Raw genomic sequence first — 16,336 nt, 5'->3', positions numbered from 1 at the left:
GTTCAGGCGGGTAACGGCATGCAGATAAAAATGGACGCGCCGGGGGAATCAGCTTGCGGCTGGCTCCGGGGCGCGTCCATAGATATCAGTAAAGCGCACGATGTCATCCTCGCCCAGGTATTCGCCACTTTGTACTTCAATCATTACCAGATCGATCACCCCGGGGTTGGTCAGGCGGTGTACCCGGCCGGGTTTGATGAAGGTCGATTCGTTGGTATCGAGCAGAAATTCCTCTTCACCATTGGTCACACAGGCCATGCCGCTGACCACGATCCAGTGCTCGCTGCGGTGATGATGCATCTGCAGCGACAGCGAAGCCTCGGGGCGGACCATGATGCGCTTGATCTTGAACCGCGGGCCTTCCTCGAGCACCGTGTAGGTGCCCCACGGGCGGTTGACCGTGCGGTGCAGGCGGAACGCGTCGTGGCCCTGGCGCTTGAGCTGCTGGGCAATCACCTTGACCTCCTGGCTGCGTGCGGCATCGGCAATCAGCAGGGCATCCGGGGTATCGATGATGATCAGGTTGTCCAGGCCCACCGCGCCGACCAGGCGCCGTGGCGAGTCGATATAGCAATTGTGCACATCGTGCAGCACGGTTTCGCCGGTGCAGCGATTGCCTTGAAGATCACCGGCCTTGAGCTCGCGCACCGCCTCCCAGCTGCCGATATCGCTCCAGCCCAGCTGGCTGGGCAGTACCGCGACCTGTTGCGAGGTCTCCATCACGGCATAGTCGATGGAAATGTCCGGCACCAGGGCGAAGCTGTCCGGGTCCAGTTCCACCTGACACTCGCGGGCGCCTTCCTTGCACGGGCTCAGGGCCAGGCAGTGATTGACCGCCGCCAGCAGTTGCGGGGCGTGCTGTTCCAGCTCATGCAGGATGGCGTCGACACGCATGCAGAACATCCCGGCATTCCACAGGTGCTGGCCGCCATCGAGGTACTGCTGGGCGGTGTCGGCGTCGGGCTTTTCGACAAAGCGGGCAACCCTGAAGCCGTGGGCATCCAGGGCCTGGCCTTTTTCGATGTAGCCAAAACCGGTTTCAGCACGGGTCGGCAGCAGGCCGAAGGTGGTCAGCCAGCCCTGGGCAGCCAGCAAGCGGGCCTGGCTGACGGCCTGGTCGAAGGCGCTGAGGTCGTTGATCAGGTGATCGGCCGGCAGTACCAGCAGTTGCGCATCCTCACCGTACAGCCGGGCGCAGTGCAAGGCGGCAGCGGCAATGGCGGCGGCGGTATTGCGGCCAAAGGGTTCGAGGATGTAGTCCAGGGCCAGGTTGGCGGTGTTCAGTGGGCGGAACTCGTCCTGGGTGCGGAAGAACACTTCGCGATTGGTCACGGTCAACACCCGCTCGACGTCGGCCAGGCGGCTGGCGCGGGCGAAGGTTTTCTGCAGCAGGCTCTGGCCGTCAGGCAGGCGCATGAATGGCTTGGGCATGGTTTCGCGCGAAACCGGCCACAGGCGGGTGCCGGCGCCGCCAGCGATGATGCAAGGGATCAGAACACTCATCTCACAGCCTCGAGTCAGGGGCACTGCCTGGGCAGTGCAGCAAAAGTAAACAGAGCAACCTGGCAGGCTTTTGCGCAATGAGTCAATAAACTGACTTTTACCACTGGCATCGTCCGTGAAGGCCAAATATTTGTCGAATGATGCCCCTCGGCGACGAAGCTTTCAATGATATTTGTGTGAATGACATGCGAAACTCTGCTGAAACGTTACCTGCAATGCAGTAAAGGGACGCCGGAAACGGTCGAGATACTCGACGCTCAATTCATCGGGGAACGCACACATGGCGCAGCAAAAGGCATTGATGATCCTGCATGGCAAGCAGGCCATGAACGACGAGGTGCGTGCTGCGGTGACCGGCATGCGTGAGCGCGGCTGGCAACTGGACGTGCGCCTGACCTGGGAGGGGGGCGACGCCCAGCGCCTGGTCGAAGAAGCGCTGGCCGCCGGCTACCCGCACTTGGTGGCTGCGGGTGGCGATGGCACCCTGCGCGATGTCGCCGAGGCCATGGTGCGTGCCGACGCTGACGCCAGCCTGGTGTTGCTGGCGCTGGGCACCGCCAACGATTTTGCCAAGGCTGCCGGCGTGCCGCTGGAGCCGGCGCAAGCTTTGGACTTGCTGGAAGTGCCGGCCCGGGCCATTGACCTGGGCGAGGTGGGTGGGCAGGTATTCCTGAACATGGCCACCGGTGGCTTCGGCAGCCAGGTTACCGCCAATACCTCCGAAGACCTGAAAAAGGTATTGGGTGCGGCGGCCTACCTGTTCACCGGCCTGTCGCGTTTTAGTGAGCTGCGCGCAGCCTCGGTGGAGCTGCATGGCCCGGATTTCCAGTGGCAGGGCGAGTTGCTGGCGCTGGGCATCGGCAACGGGCGGCAGGCCGGCGGCGGGCATGCGCTGTGCCCCCAGGCGCAGGTTGATGATGGCTTGCTCGACATCAGCATCCTGCCGGCACCCCAGGAAGTGGTCGGCACCTTGCGCGGCCTGCTCAGCGATGGCCTGGGGCTGGACAGCATGTTTGTCCGTGCGCGCTTGCCATGGGTCGAGATCAAAAGCTCGCAAGGCCTGGACATCAACCTCGATGGTGAGCCCTTGCAGGGCGACAACCTGCGTTTTGAAGTGCTGCCCGCGGCCTTGCGCGTGCACCTGCCGGTCGACTCACCGCTGCTCAGTCGTCGAGGCTGATGATTTGCTCGCGCACGGCAAACAGCACCAGGCCAGCAACGTCGTAGATCTGCAGGCGTTTCATGATCTGCGAGCGGTGGGTTTCCACGGTCTTGATGCTCAAGCCCAGGCCCTGGGCGATTTCCCGGGTCGACTTGCCGCGCACGATCAGGCGCAGGATTTCCAGTTGGCGGGCGGTGAGGTTGTGCTTTTCCGCTGTCTCCGGCTTGCCCGACTGGGCGCGCAGCAGGGCCTGGTTGATTACCGTGTGGGCAATCGCCGGGCTCAGGTAGCGCTCGTTGCCGCGCAGTGCTGCCAATGCCTGCTCAAGCTCGGTGGCGGTGGTGTCTTTGAGCAGGTAGCCATGGGCGCCGCTTTCCAGGGCCTGCATGATCAGCTCCGGGTCGGTGTGCATGGAGAGGATCAGCACCTTGCTGCGACAGCCCAGGGCGCGCAGGCGGGTCAGGGCATCCAGGCCGCTGGTGCAGCGCATGGAGATATCCAGCAGGACGATGTCCGGGTCCAGTTGCATGACCAGTTCCGGCACCTGGCTGCCGTCGTTGGCTTCGCCGATCACGGCATAGCCGGGAATGTCGGACACCAGCGCGCGCACACCTGCGCGAATCAGTGAATGGTCATCGACCAACAGCAATGTACAGGTCATGGGGCGTTACTTGTCTTGGCGCGTTCGAGGGTGCGCGCAGGCCAGGGGAACAGGGCGTCGATCTGGGTGCCCAGGCCGGGCTGGCTGTTGACCGACAGTGTGCCATTGAGCAGGCCGACGCGCTCGAGCATTCCGGCCATGCCGCGCTGGCCTTCATCGGCTGGGCTGCTGGCCGGCGAAAAGCCCAGGCCGTCATCGCTGATCGACAACGCCAGGCCTTCGGGCTGGCGCTGAATGCGCACCACCAGGTTCTTTGCCTTGGCGTGACGCAGGATGTTGGTCACTGCTTCCTGGGTAATGCGAAAGGCGGCGATGGCCATATCTTCCGGGAGGCCGCCCAGGCGCTGGCGGCATTCCAGGCTCCAGTGCACCTCGGTGTTTTCCAGGGCGCGCAGCAGGTGCGCGCGCAGGCTGGCTTCCAGGCCCAGGCTGGACAGTTGTCTTGGGTTGAGGATGGCCGAAACATCGCGCACGCTGGCCAGGGTGTCGTCCAGGGTGCTGCGCAAGGTTTTGCAGTGCTCCTGCAGCTCGCTCGGAGCGCGGCGCGCGAGCCAGTCGGCCTGGAGTTTGGCGGCGGTCAGCAACTGGCCGATATCGTCGTGCAGTTCGCGGCTCAGGCGCTGGCGTTCGCTTTCCTGCACTTTGAGCAGGCGGTCGGCCAGTTCCGCCGGGCGCAGGGCAATCGAGCGCGCCCACTGGCGCAGTTGCCAGGCAATGCTCGACAGGGCAACCAGTTGCAGGGCCAGGGCGATGCCTGGCAGTGGTTGCTCAAGCAGGTACAAGGCCAGGTTGACGGCAACCGAAGCCAGGCACAGCAGGGCGGTTGCCCAGCGCAACAGAGAGGCTCCGGGGTGCCAGCGCTTGAGTGTCTTGAGGCTTGAGAACATAGAAATTGAAGCCACTGAAATATCGCTGTTGAAAGCCTTGCAAAGGTCGAACTAGAGGCGTTTGTCGAATTGCCTTCAATAACGTTTAAATGCCGGCGCCGGGGTAACCGCGATGAAAGTCTGCACGCGGTGTCTGGGGAGATCCGGGTAAGGTGCATGTGTCCATCAGTGCGCATGGTATCACTTCAAATACAATTGGTCGCGAACTCTGATAACTGACTGAATAGCCAGATTTTACGGGCTGGTACGACGGTTCCGATTGTCTTCGAATCTAGCATTTTGCCATCAGTTTGCGGGGCTGGGATTTTGCCCGAAATCAATTAAACGAAATGTTTGTTGCAGATAATTAGAGAGACCTGGAAATACACTAAGTTGGGTCTTAGTGTGCACTCGTCACAGGCTTGGTTAATCTCGCCGGGGCAGTATTGTTATGTCCCTTAGTTGCCCCTGGTTGGCGAAGAAAGTGCAGTGGCGTTCGCGCTGGTGGGCGCAGCCATTGAAGGGGCGGGGTGTTCGCAAGTGTGCCGGGTTTCGATGCAAGAGTCGCAGGCCAGAGCCTCCTGCGGGCTCAGGGCGGTGGCCAGGGTGTCGAGCAACTGCACCTGTTCCTCGGTATCCAGGCTCAGGCGGCCGGTGTGCGGATCGATCAATTCCAGCTGCCAGGCCAGCAGGGTCAGGCAGCTTTCCAGGGCTTGCAGGGCTTCACCTTGCAATGCCGGTTGCGCCTGCGCGGGTTCCAGCAGTGCCTGCAGATGCTGGCTGTAGCTCGCGACCTCGACCAGGCCAAGGGCCTGTGCGCGTTCTACCAGGGTGGCCAAGGTATCGTTGAGGCAGTGACAGGCATCCGGATCGTTGTCGATCAGTTGCAGGTGCAGCAGGCATTCCTCTGCCTTGGTCAGCAGCACCTGGGCGTCGATCAGGAAATCCTGCAGGGCGCTGTTGTGCAGTGCGTCGTTAGCCATCATTTGGCTCCAGCGCGTAAGGCTGGAGCAGGGGCTGGCCACCATGAGGCGATCGCTGACAAAAGCCTGACTCCGTTCATGCAATGAGAATGGCGTCACATTAATGGCTAATGGATATTGCGAACATCAGGTCTCACCCGATTGTCACTAGGGGATTCCCTGATGCGGTGTTTTCGATACGACCCTTTGCGGGTGTTTGCGACAGCGGAGAGGTGAGCGCAGTAAAGCATGATGGTAAAATGACATCAATGGGCTGCGGAGCATTTTCTTCACAGGGTCAAGCTCTGCGGCAAACGGCCGATACAGGGCCATTGGGATCATTTTCGACACACCTTGGGGGCTCTTCGATGGCTGGCATTCTCGACACGGTAGACCAAAGAACGCAGCTGGTGGGCGAGAACCGCCTGGAAATCCTGATGTTCCGCCTGGCTGGCCGGCAACTGTTCGCGATCAACGTGTTCAAGGTCCAGGAAGTGCTGCAGATGCCCAAGCTGACCCTGATGCCGCAGCGCCATGCGTACGTCTGCGGCGTGGTCAACCTGCGCGGCCAGACCCTGCCGGTGATCGACCTGTCCCAGGCCATCGGCATGCGCCCGCTGGAGCCCGGCCCGGGCAGCACCATCATCGTCACCGAATACAACCGCTCGGTGCAGGCCTTCCTGGTCGGCGGCGTCGACCGCATCGTCAACATGAACTGGGAAGCCATCATGCCGCCGCCGACCAGCGCCGGTCGCCAGCACTACCTGACGGCGATCAGCAAGGTCGACGAGCAACTGGTGGAAATCATCGACGTCGAGAAGGTTCTGGCGGAAATCGTCCCGTACAGCGCCAAGGTCTCGCGCGACAAGCTCGAAGACCCGGTGCTGGCCCGTGCCCGCGGCCGCGAAGTGCTACTGGTCGACGACTCTACCGTGGCCCTGGCGCAGTTGCGCGACACCTTGTCGCAACTGGGAGTGAAAATGCATGTGGCCAGCGATGGCCTCAAGGCGCTGCGCATGCTCAAGGGCTGGGCCGATGCCGGCGAGGATGTTTGCGAGAAGCTGCTGATGGTTTTCACCGATGCCGAAATGCCGGAAATGGACGGCTACCGCCTGACCACTGAAATCCGCAACGACCCGCGCCTGCGTTCGTTGTACGTGGTGCTGCACACGTCGCTGTCGGGCAGCTTCAACGAATCGATGGTGAAGAAGGTCGGCTGCGACAACTTCCTTTCCAAGTTCCAGCCCGACAAGCTGGTCGATGTCGTGCGCCAGCGGCTGATGCTGGATGAAGCCACGGCCTGAGTCGGTATAAGCTAGGGCTTTAACCGACACAAGGCAGGTCATGATGCGCCTCAGTGCGTTGTACCGATATCCGCTCAAATCAGCGCGCGGTGAGGCGCTGCAGACTTCCTCGCTGGACCTTCTGGGGTTGAGCGGGGACCGCCGCTGGCTGCTGGTGGAGCGCGCCAACGGGCGCTTCCTGACCCAGCGCATGTACCCGCAGATGACCCGGCTGGCCGCGCTGCACAACGCCGATGGCAGCCTCACCCTTGAGGCGCCGGGCCATCCCACGCTGCACGTGGCCGTACCCGAGCCCGAAAACGACCTGCGCGGTATCACTATCTGGCGCGACACCTTTCGCGTACCCGATGCCGGCGATGCGGCTGCGCAGTGGCTTAGTGCATTCATCGGCAAGGACGTGCGCCTGGTTTACGTGCCCGATCAACGTGCACGCTTCCTGCCCAGCGGGTATGGCCTGAACAGCGACCGTGTGGCGTTTGCCGATGGTTTTCCCTTGCTGCTGATTGGCCAGGCATCGCTGGATGACCTGGTAGCGAAGGTCGGGCGGCCGCTGCAGATGCTGCGCTTTCGTCCCAACCTGGTGGTGGAGGGCAGTGCTGCCTTTGCCGAGGATGGCTGGAAGCGCATCCGTATCGGCGAGGTCGAATTCCGGGTGCTCAAGCCCTGCGAGCGCTGCATCATGACCACCATCGACCCGAAGACCGGCGAACGCAGCCCGGACCGTGAACCACTGGCGACCTTGCAAACCTACCGGCAGAAGGAAGGCGATGTGCTGTTTGGCCAGAACCTGGTGGCCGATGGGGTAGGAAGGCTTGAGGTGGGGATGGCAGTGACGGTGCTGGAGTAGTTCGGCTGTGGACTTCTATCGCGGGGCACGTCGAGGCGTTGCCCCGCGATGGCGTCAATCACTGATCGTCAAAATATCGCTCATGCCAGTCCACCAGCGGCTGCGGCGAATTGAGCTTTTGCCCGTAGATCACCGAATACGACAGCACGTTCTGCACGTACTGGCGTGTCTCGTCGAACGGGATCGACTCGACCCAAACGTCAAAGCTCAGGTGGTCTGCGCCCCGCAGCCACTGGCGTACCCGGCCTGGCCCGGCGTTGTAGGCGGCCGAGGCGAGCACGCGGTTGCCGTTGAACTGGCTGTGCACCTGGCTCAGGTAGGCAGCGCCGAGCTGGATGTTCTTGTCCGGGTTGAACACCTGCGCCGGCGAGGCCAGCGGGATGCTGAACTTGCGCGCGGTCTCTTTGGCGGTGGCCGGCATCAGTTGCATCAGGCCACTGGCGCCAACGCTTGAGCGGGCATCGTCCATGAACGCGCTTTCCTGGCGGGTGATGGCAAACACCCAGCTCGAATGCAGGCCGCGCACCTTGGCCTCGCGCACCAGGGTGTCGCGGTGGGCCATCGGGAAGCGGATGTCCAGGTCGTCCCAGTACTTGGCCTGGCTGATGGTGCGAATGGCTGGGAAGTACCAGCGCATGTCATAGGCCAGCTTGGCCTGGGCGACCATCTCGTCACGGTTGAAGTGCCGGCTGACGTGATACCACTCGCGGCGACCGTCGACGATCTGCCCGCGGGCGTGGAACTCCAGTGCACGTTTGACCCCAGGGGTGTTGCGAACCTTGCTGATGAGCTGCTGGCTGAGTACCAGCGGCTTGTTGTTCAACTGGTAGGGGGTTTGCGCGCGGTCGGCGGCGAGGAAGCCGTAGAAGTCGCGCTCACGGGCCACGGTTTTGTACAGCAGCGGGATCTGCGGGTTCTTCGGCTGCGCCAGCTCCAGGCTGCGCGCCTGCCAGTAGCGCCAGCGGTTGCTGCTGGCCAGGTCCTGGGGCAGGCGCTTGGTCAGCTCGTAGGCATCTTCCCAGCGGCCCAGGCGCAGCAGCAGGCGCAGGCGCCATTCGGTGACGGTGTTGTCACGCAGCTCCGGGTCGTAGCGGGTCATCAGATCCAGCGCCCGCGGGTCGTAGCGGCGGGCCAGGGTCAGGCCGATTTCGCGGGCGATGGCGACCTTTTCGTCGCGGGAGAAATGCATGCGGTTGGCGTAGTCATCGAGCAGGCTCATGGCCCGCTCCGGGTCCTGGCGGGCCAGGCGGCGCAGGCCGAGGCTGACCACGTCGGACATCGCCTCGTTGACCGGAGTGAAGCGCCCAGGCTGGTTGAGCAACTCGGGCTTTTGCGCCACGTCGATCAGCAGGCGGCCTTGCGGTGCCAGGGTGTTGAGGCTTTTGACCAGGGTGTTGGCCAGCGCGTAGTTGCGGGTTTGGGCCGCCAGCTTGGCGCGCTCCCAGCGCTTTTGCTCGGTCAACTGGCCTTCGGCGGCCCAGCGCTCGAACAGGGCATCGCAGGCAGCCGGTTGCGACTTGCCGACCAGCCAGAGTTTCTCGGCGCTGGCGAAGCCTTCGGCGCGCAGGCCGTGGCTGAGCTGGTACTGGCCGTTGAGGCAGTCCAGCTCGGTGAAATTGAGCTTTGGATCGTAGTACTTGGTGAAGGTCGCCCAGTCGCCGCGCTCGGCCAGCCAGCGCAACCAGCGCAGCTTCATCCAGTTGGCCTGGGGCAGGTCGCCGTGGGCGGCGAGGAATTTCTCGATTTCGTCGTTGCTGGCAGTTTTAAGCCGGGCGGTGAGTTCGTCGTAGGCCAGGTAAGGCGTCAACGGATAATCGCGCAGGGCATCGGCGTAACGCAGGTACGGGCCCTTGTCGCCCTTGGCCAGGGCGCGTTTGGCTTCATCGTAGTATTGACGTTGCTGGGTGATGTCGGTGGCCTGGGCGACACCCACTGCCGAGGCAGTGAGAAGCAGGCTGGATACGAGGCAGAACAGGCGGCTGCGCATGAGACTTCCGGGCAGTTTGACCATGAAAAGTGACGGCGAAGCCAGCACTGTTGGAGTTGCATTGCCTTAGCTTAGCCGGTTGCAACAGGCGGATGAAAGCATTGTGCTTGTATCTGGTTGTAAAGAAGCGGCCCGTCGTCGGAAGGTACAGTAGGACGCGCTGCTTAATGTGAAGCCGGCCCAAGTCGGGTAGAATGCGCGCCCGGTTTTTGGAGAAGATCATGACCCTGCTCAAATTAAGCGATGTGTCCCTTGCGTTCGGCGCCACGCCGTTGTTGGACAAGGTGTCCTGGCAGATCGCCCGTGGTGAGCGGGTGTGCATCATCGGCCGCAACGGCACTGGCAAGTCGAGCATGCTGCGCCTGGTCAAGGGCGATCAGAAGCCTGATGAAGGCGACGTCTGGCGTGCCCCGGGCCTGAAGATCGGCGAGCTGCCGCAAGAGTTGCCGGTGGCTGACGGCCGTACCGTGTTCGACGTGGTAGCCGAAGGTCTCGATGGCGTCGGCGCCTTGCTGGCCGAATACCACCACCTGAGCCAGAACATCCATAGCGATGCCGACCTGGAAAAGCTCATGCATGTCCAGCACGACCTCGAGTCGCGCGATGGCTGGCGCCTGCAGCAACTGGTCGACAGCACCCTGAGCCGCCTGCAATTGCCGGCCGACAAGACCCTGGCCGAGCTCTCCGGTGGCTGGCGCCGCCGCGTGCTGCTGGCCCAGGCGCTGGTGTCCGAGCCTGACCTGCTGCTGCTCGACGAACCGACCAACCACCTGGACATCGGCGCCATTGCCTGGCTTGAAGATGCCCTCAGTGGTTTCGGCGGCGCCGTGCTGTTCATTACCCACGACCGTTCCTTCCTGCAGAACCTGGCCACGCGCATCCTCGAGCTGGACCGCGGCGGCCTGATCGACTGGAACGGCGACTACGCAAGCTTCCTGGTGCACAAGGAAGCGGCGCTGGCGGCCGAAGAAACCGCCAACGCACTGTTCGACAAGAAGCTGGCCCAGGAAGAAGTGTGGATCCGCCAGGGCATCAAGGCCCGACGCACCCGCAACGAAGGTCGCGTACGCGCCCTCAAGGCCCTGCGTGTTGAACGTAGCGAACGCCGCGAGCGCCAGGGCAAGGCCAACATCATGCTCGATGTCGCGGAGAAATCCGGCAAGCAGGTGATGGTCCTGGAAAATGTCAGCTTCAGCCACCCCAACGGCCCGCAGCTGGTCAAGGACTTCTCCATGGTCCTGCAGCGCGAAGACCGCATCGGCCTGCTCGGCGCCAACGGCACCGGCAAGACTACGCTGCTCAAGCTGATGCTCGGCGATCTTGAGCCCACCAGCGGCAAGGTCGAGTCCGGCACCCGTCTGGAAGTGGCCTATTTCGACCAGCTGCGCCATCAGCTGGACCTGGAAAAGACCGTGATCGACAACCTCGCCGAAGGTCGCGATTTCATCGACATCGACGGCCAGAGCCGTCACGTGCTGAGCTACCTGGGCGACTTCCTGTTCAGCCCGCAGCGTGCCCGCACGCCGGTCAAGGCCTTGTCCGGTGGTGAGCGTGCGCGCCTGCTGCTGGCCAAATTGTTCAGCAAGCCGGCCAACCTGCTGGTGCTCGACGAACCGACCAACGACCTCGACGTCGAGACCCTTGAGCTACTCGAAGAAGTGCTGTCGGCGTTCAAGGGCACCGTGCTGATGGTCAGCCACGACCGGGCCTTCCTCGACAACGTGGTCACCAGCACCCTGGTGTTCGAAGGCGAGGGCAAGGTGCGCGAGTACGTCGGCGGTTACCAGGACTGGATCCGCCAGGGCGGTTCGCCGAAGCTGCTCGGCGTCACCGAAAGCAAGTCGGGCAAGTCCGAGCTCAACACGGCGGTGGTCGAGGCCGTTGCACCTGCGCCGGTAGCAGCACCAGCAGCGGTTGACGCGCCGAAGAAAAAGCTTAGCTACAAGCTGCAGCGCGAGCTCGAAGCCCTGCCGGGCCAGATCGACGCACTGGAGCAGAAGATGGCTGCGGTGCAGGAAGAAATTGCTGCCCCGGCCTTCTACCAGCGCCCGATCGAGCAGACCAGCGCCGTACTGGCAAGCCTGGAGAAGATGCAGGGCGAACTGGACGTGCTGGTCGAGCGCTGGGCTGAGCTCGACAGCTGAGGGGCAGGGCCCGGCGCTTGAAAGTGCGCCGGGTCCGCCAGAGGTTTACTCGGCTTTTTTCTGCAGGCGTACCGCCAGCACATCGCACGGTGCGCCATGCAGCACGTCATTGGCGGTCGAGCCCAGCAGCAGGGCCAGGCCGTGGCGGCCATGGCTGCCGACCACGATCAGGTCGCATTTCTGCTCCTTGGCCAACTGGTGGATTTCCTGGCGCGGCTGGCCGTAGGTCAGGTGCGAATCGCCGCGGTTGATGTCGGGGTACTTGTTGTACAGGCGCTCCATGCGCTCCTTGGCCTGGTCGAACTGCTGCTGTTGCAGCTGCGACAGGTCCATTGGCACGTCGCCGCCAAAGGCCATGGCCATGGGCTCGACAATGTGCACCAGGGAAACCTTGGCGCGGGTAGGTTCAGCCAGCTTCATGGCGCGCTTGATGACCGGGTCGCATTCTTCGGTCAGGTCGACGGCAACCAGTATGTGTTCGTAGGGCATGAGAAGCTCTCCTGACAGTCGCGATAGTTAAAGTATGGTCGGTTTCAGGCTGATCGCTTCGAACCACGGCTAACCAGCTCATTTGCAAAGCTTTATGGGAACAACAGATATGACGGTCTGGGTAGTGGTGTCAATCCTTGCGCTGATTCTCAGCCCTTTGGCCTGGTTGCGTCCTTCACGCAAGCAGAGCGGCCAGATGGCCTTGCGCATGGAAGCCCGGCGCATGGGCCTGGCCATGCAACTGGCGCCCCAGGAGTGGCCGCACTGGCTGCCCAAAGAGCCGCCAAGCCCCTGTGCCCAGTACCTGCGACCGCGGCGCCAGGGCCGCAGCGACAGCTGGAGCTATTGGCAGACCACCCCTGGGGTATGGCTCAACCAGTGGCGCGAGCCGTGCACCGATGCTGTGCATGCCGGTCAATTGGCACGCTTGCCAGAAAGCGTCTACAAGGTCGAGGCGGGTCCGCAGATGGTTGCCCTGTACTGGGGAGAGCGCGGTGAAACGGCTGTATTGCAGGATATTGCCGAGGTCCTCAAGGCACTGGCCTGATCATCATCAATAAAAAGCCCGATTCACAGATCGGGCGGACAGGCCAGGCAGGCCGGCTTAAGGTTCAATCTCTCCCAGTGTAGCCATCTCGCGGCTATCTGCTGCAAATCCCAACTTTTTCCGTGTTGATCAATAGTAACGGCGTGTAAGCCGTTGAACACTATCGCGCCAGTGAATGGCTCAGCATCACCGCCACGGCGGTTTACCCGCGCTCAGCAGAAAATGACCGGAAAGTCGCGTTTTGCCGCTGCTTTTGGGTATTTGACAACGGCGATCTTTTCGTTGAATGTGTGCATACCCAAATCAAACGGGCGTATGAATTGAGCGTTTGTATTGTCAGACGGCTCTTACAGAATCCCGACTATCGCGCTGGCGGGTGTGCCTGGCGCAAGGGTTCGGCAACAACGGCCATTGGCCGGCCGGGCCTTTCACCAGCGATCGGCGTGTACAGTTCAGCTTCCATATCGTGGAGATCAGTTGATGATTTACGAAGGTAAAGCCATCACGGTTAAGGCTCTTGAAAGCGGCATCGTCGAACTGAAGTTCGACCTCAAGGGTGAGTCCGTCAACAAGTTCAACCGTCTTACCCTGAACGAATTGCGTCAGGCCGTAGACACCATCAAAGCCGACGCATCGATCAAGGGCGTGATTGTCAGCAGTGGCAAGGACGTGTTCATCGTCGGCGCGGACATCACCGAGTTTGTCGACAACTTCAAGCTGCCCGAGGCCGAACTGGTCGCCGGCAACCTGGAAGCCAACCGGATTTTCAGCGATTTCGAAGACCTGGCCGTGCCGACCGTTGCCGCGATCAATGGCATCGCCCTGGGCGGCGGCCTGGAAATGTGCCTGGCGGCGGACTACCGCGTCATGGCCAGCAGCGCCAAGATCGGCCTGCCGGAAGTCAAACTGGGCATCTATCCGGGCTTCGGCGGTACCGTGCGCCTGCCGCGCATCATCGGTGCCGACAACGCCATCGAGTGGATTGCCGCCGGCAAGGAAAACCGTGCTGAAGACGCGCTGAAGGTCGGCGCCGTCGATGCCGTGGTGGTTCCCGAGCTGCTGCAGGCTGCGGCCCTGGACCTGATCAAGCGCGCCATCAGCGGCGAGCTCGACCACAAGGCCAAGCGCCAGCCGAAACTGGAAAAACTTAAGCTCAACGCCATCGAACAGATGATGTCGTTCGAAACCGCCAAGGGTTTCGTCGCCGGTCAAGCTGGCCCGAACTACCCGGCGCCGGTCGAAGCGATCAAGAGCATCCAGAAGGCCGCCAACTTCGGTCGTGACAAGGCCCTGGAAGTCGAAGCCGCAGGTTTCGTCAAACTAGCCAAGACCTCGGTTGCCGAGAGCCTGATCGGCCTGTTCCTCAACGACCAGGAGCTCAAGCGCAAAGCCAAGGCCCACGACGAAATCGCTCACGACGTGAAGCAGGCCGCCGTACTCGGCGCCGGCATCATGGGCGGCGGCATCGCCTACCAGTCGGCGGTCAAGGGCACCCCGATCCTGATGAAGGACATCAACGAAGCCGCCATCCAGCTGGGCTTGAACGAAGCCTCCAAGCTGCTCGGCAAGCGCGTTGAAAAAGGCCGCCTGACCCCGGCGAAAATGGCCGAAGCGCTGAACGCGATTCGCCCGACCCTGTCCTACGGCGACTTCGGCAACGTCGACATCGTCGTCGAAGCCGTGGTCGAGAACCCCAAGGTCAAGCAGGCCGTACTGGCTGAAGTGGAAGGCCAGGTCAAGGAAGACGCGATCCTTGCGTCCAACACCTCGACCATCTCCATCAACCTGCTGGCCAAGGCCCTCAAGCGTCCGGAAAACTTCGTCGGCATGCACTTCTTCAACCCGGTGCACATGATGCCGCTGGTCGAAGTCATCCGTGGCGAGAAGTCCAGCGAAGTGGCCGTCGCTACTACCGTGGCCTACGCCAAGAAGATGGGCAAGAACCCGATCGTGGTCAACGACTGCCCGGGCTTCTTGGTCAACCGCGTCCTGTTCCCGTACTTTGGCGGCTTCGCCAAGCTGGTCAGTGCCGGTGTCGACTTCGTGCGCATCGACAAGATCATGGAAAAATTCGGCTGGCCGATGGGCCCGGCCTACCTGATGGACGTGGTCGGCATCGACACCGGCCACCACGGCCGTGACGTCATGGCCGAGGGCTTCCCGGACCGCATGAAGGACGACCGTCGTTCGGCCGTCGATGTGCTCTACGAAGCCAAGCGCCTGGGCCAGAAGAACGGCAAGGGCTTCTACGCCTACGAGACCGACAAGCGCGGCAAGCCGAAGAAGGTCGCTGACGCGGCAGTCCTCGAAGTGCTCAAGCCGATCGTCTACGAGCAGCGTGAAGTCAGCGACGAAGACATCATCAACTGGATGATGATCCCGCTGTGCCTGGAAACCGTTCGCTGCCTGGAAGACGGCATCGTCGACACCGCGGCCGAGGCCGACATGGGCCTGGTCTACGGTATCGGTTTCCCTCCCTTCCGTGGCGGCGCGCTGCGTTACATCGACTCGATCGGTGTAGCCGAATTCGTTGCCCTGGCCGACAAATACGCCGATCTGGGTCCGCTGTATCACCCCACCGCGAAGCTGCGTGAAATGGCCAAGAACGGCCAGAGCTTCTTCGGTTAAGCGCCCAACGATATAGAGCGAGAGTGAATATATGAGCCTGAATCCAAGAGACGTGGTGATTGTCGACTTCGGTCGCACCCCGATGGGCCGCTCCAAGGGTGGCATGCATCGCAATACCCGCGCCGAAGACATGTCCGCGCACCTGATCAGCAAGGTGCTGGAGCGCAACACCAAGGTCGATCCGAGCGAAGTCGAAGACGTCATCTGGGGCTGCGTCAACCAGACCCTGGAGCAGGGCTGGAACATCGCCCGCATGGCCTCCCTGATGACCCAGATCCCGCACACCGCTGCCGGCCAGACCGTCAGCCGCCTGTGCGGCTCCTCGATGAGCGCGCTGCACACCGCCGCCCAGGCGATCATGACCGGCAACGGTGATGTCTTCGTCGTCGGTGGTGTCGAGCACATGGGCCACGTCAGCATGATGCACGGCGTCGACCCGAACCCGCACATGTCGCTGTATGCCGCCAAGGCCTCGGGCATGATGGGCCTGACCGCCGAAATGCTCGGCAAGATGCACGGCATCAGCCGTGAGCAGCAGGACCTGTTCGGCCTGCGTTCGCACCAGCTCGCCCACAAGGCGACGGTCGAAGGCAAGTTCAAGGATGAAATCATCCCGATGCAGGGCTACGACGAGAACGGCTTCCTCAAGGTCTTCGACTACGACGAAACCATTCGCCCGGACACCACCCTGGAAAGCCTGGCGGCCCTCAAGCCGGCTTTCAACCCCAAAGGTGGTACCGTGACTGCCGGTACTTCGTCGCAGATCACCGACGGTGCCTCGTGCATGATCGTCATGTCGGCCCAGCGTGCCCAGGACCTCGGTATCCAGCCTCTGGCGGTGATCCGTTCCATGGCCGTGGCCGGTGTCGACCCGGCAATCATGGGCTACGGGCCGGTTCCGGCAACCCAGAAAGCGCTCAAGCGCGCGGGCCTGTCGATTGCCGATATCGACTTCTTCGAGCTCAACGAAGCCTTCGCCGCACAGGCCCTGCCAGTGCTGAAGGATCTGAAAGTGCTCGACAAGATGGATGAGAAGGTTAACCTGCACGGCGGCGCCATCGCCCTGGGCCATCCTTTCGGTTGCTCCGGTGCGCGGATTTCCGGCACTCTGCTCAACGTCATGAAGCAGAATGGCGGGACCTTCGGCGTTTCGACCATGTGCGTCGGCCTGGGCCAAGGCATCACCACCGTCTTCGAACGCGTTTAACGCTTCGCTGGACGGAAACCGGGGCCTGG

General features: G+C 62.3%; 13 protein-coding genes. 7 read left to right on the top strand and 6 right to left on the bottom strand.

What is annotated here, in order from left to right:
• Window positions 1-48 precede the first annotated feature (48 nt).
• Complete coding sequence (locus LOY54_RS18825; protein WP_258607564.1) at window positions 49-1,503, bottom strand: mannose-1-phosphate guanylyltransferase/mannose-6-phosphate isomerase; 1,455 nt, start codon at window positions 1,501-1,503, stop codon at window positions 49-51.
• A gap of 280 nt (window positions 1,504-1,783) precedes the next feature.
• On the opposite strand from LOY54_RS18825, the gene yegS reads away from it, so the two are divergent.
• Window positions 1,784-2,683: a lipid kinase YegS gene (yegS, locus tag LOY54_RS18820; RefSeq protein WP_258607562.1), complete on the top strand. Its 900-nt coding sequence runs from the start codon at window positions 1,784-1,786 to the stop codon at window positions 2,681-2,683.
• Here yegS and LOY54_RS18815 read toward each other — a convergent pair.
• The 3 genes from LOY54_RS18815 to LOY54_RS18805 all read right to left on the bottom strand — a co-directional run bounded on the left by LOY54_RS18815 (window position 2,667) and on the right by LOY54_RS18805 (window position 5,175).
• Complete coding sequence (locus LOY54_RS18815) at window positions 2,667-3,326, bottom strand: response regulator transcription factor (RefSeq protein ID WP_045194934.1); 660 nt, start codon at window positions 3,324-3,326, stop codon at window positions 2,667-2,669. The two genes, yegS and LOY54_RS18815, sit on opposite strands and share 17 nt — an antisense overlap.
• Window positions 3,323-4,213 (bottom strand): sensor histidine kinase, encoded by an 891-nt coding sequence (locus LOY54_RS18810; RefSeq protein WP_258610735.1) that lies wholly within the window; start codon window positions 4,211-4,213, stop codon window positions 3,323-3,325. The genes LOY54_RS18815 and LOY54_RS18810 overlap by 4 nt, the downstream gene beginning before the upstream one ends.
• 437 nt (window positions 4,214-4,650) lie before the next feature.
• Complete coding sequence (locus LOY54_RS18805; RefSeq protein WP_082075399.1) at window positions 4,651-5,175, bottom strand: histidine kinase; 525 nt, start codon at window positions 5,173-5,175, stop codon at window positions 4,651-4,653.
• Window positions 5,176-5,522: 347 nt separating this feature from the next.
• Here LOY54_RS18805 and LOY54_RS18800 point away from each other — a divergent pair, with 347 nt between their 5' ends.
• Both LOY54_RS18800 and LOY54_RS18795 read left to right on the top strand, forming a co-directional pair.
• The gene (locus LOY54_RS18800) at window positions 5,523-6,458 is read left to right on the top strand and encodes a chemotaxis protein CheV (protein WP_038994319.1); all 936 of its coding nucleotides are present in this window, start codon (window positions 5,523-5,525) and stop codon (window positions 6,456-6,458) included.
• 40 nt (window positions 6,459-6,498) lie between these two features.
• Complete coding sequence (locus LOY54_RS18795) at window positions 6,499-7,305, top strand: MOSC domain-containing protein (RefSeq protein WP_258607560.1); 807 nt, start codon at window positions 6,499-6,501, stop codon at window positions 7,303-7,305.
• Between the two features lie 58 nt (window positions 7,306-7,363).
• Here LOY54_RS18795 and LOY54_RS18790 read toward each other — a convergent pair whose 3' ends face one another.
• Entirely contained in the window at window positions 7,364-9,292 is a 1,929-nt protein-coding gene (locus LOY54_RS18790; RefSeq protein ID WP_258607558.1) for a transglycosylase SLT domain-containing protein, read from the bottom strand.
• Between the two features lie 221 nt (window positions 9,293-9,513).
• Here LOY54_RS18790 and LOY54_RS18785 point away from each other — a divergent pair, with 221 nt between their 5' ends.
• Window positions 9,514-11,436 carry an ATP-binding cassette domain-containing protein gene (locus LOY54_RS18785; protein ID WP_045194920.1) on the top strand — a complete coding sequence of 641 codons (1,923 nt, stop codon included), beginning with the start codon at window positions 9,514-9,516 and terminating at the stop codon, window positions 11,434-11,436.
• 45 nt (window positions 11,437-11,481) lie between these two features.
• Here the strand turns inward: LOY54_RS18785 and LOY54_RS18780 are convergent, their stop codons facing one another.
• Complete coding sequence (locus LOY54_RS18780) at window positions 11,482-11,925, bottom strand: universal stress protein (protein WP_045194918.1); 444 nt, start codon at window positions 11,923-11,925, stop codon at window positions 11,482-11,484.
• A gap of 109 nt (window positions 11,926-12,034) precedes the next feature.
• Between LOY54_RS18780 and LOY54_RS18775 the strand changes: the two genes are divergently transcribed.
• The 3 genes from LOY54_RS18775 (at window position 12,035) to fadA (ending at window position 16,307) form a co-directional block, all read left to right on the top strand.
• The gene (locus LOY54_RS18775; protein ID WP_258607556.1) at window positions 12,035-12,472 is read left to right on the top strand and encodes a hypothetical protein; all 438 of its coding nucleotides are present in this window, start codon (window positions 12,035-12,037) and stop codon (window positions 12,470-12,472) included.
• Window positions 12,473-12,952: 480 nt separating this feature from the next.
• A complete protein-coding gene (fadB, locus tag LOY54_RS18770; protein ID WP_045194915.1) occupies window positions 12,953-15,100 on the top strand; it encodes a fatty acid oxidation complex subunit alpha FadB in 2,148 nt (715 codons plus the stop codon).
• A 31-nt stretch (window positions 15,101-15,131) separates the two neighbouring features.
• Window positions 15,132-16,307 carry an acetyl-CoA C-acyltransferase FadA gene (gene fadA, locus LOY54_RS18765; protein WP_045194913.1) on the top strand — a complete coding sequence of 392 codons (1,176 nt, stop codon included), beginning with the start codon at window positions 15,132-15,134 and terminating at the stop codon, window positions 16,305-16,307.
• Window positions 16,308-16,336 lie beyond the last annotated feature (29 nt).

It is taken from the genome of Pseudomonas sp. B21-032 (genome assembly GCF_024748965.1).
In the GTDB taxonomy this organism is placed as follows: domain Bacteria; phylum Pseudomonadota; class Gammaproteobacteria; order Pseudomonadales; family Pseudomonadaceae; genus Aquipseudomonas.
This window is presented reverse-complemented; position numbering and strand designations above follow the sequence as displayed.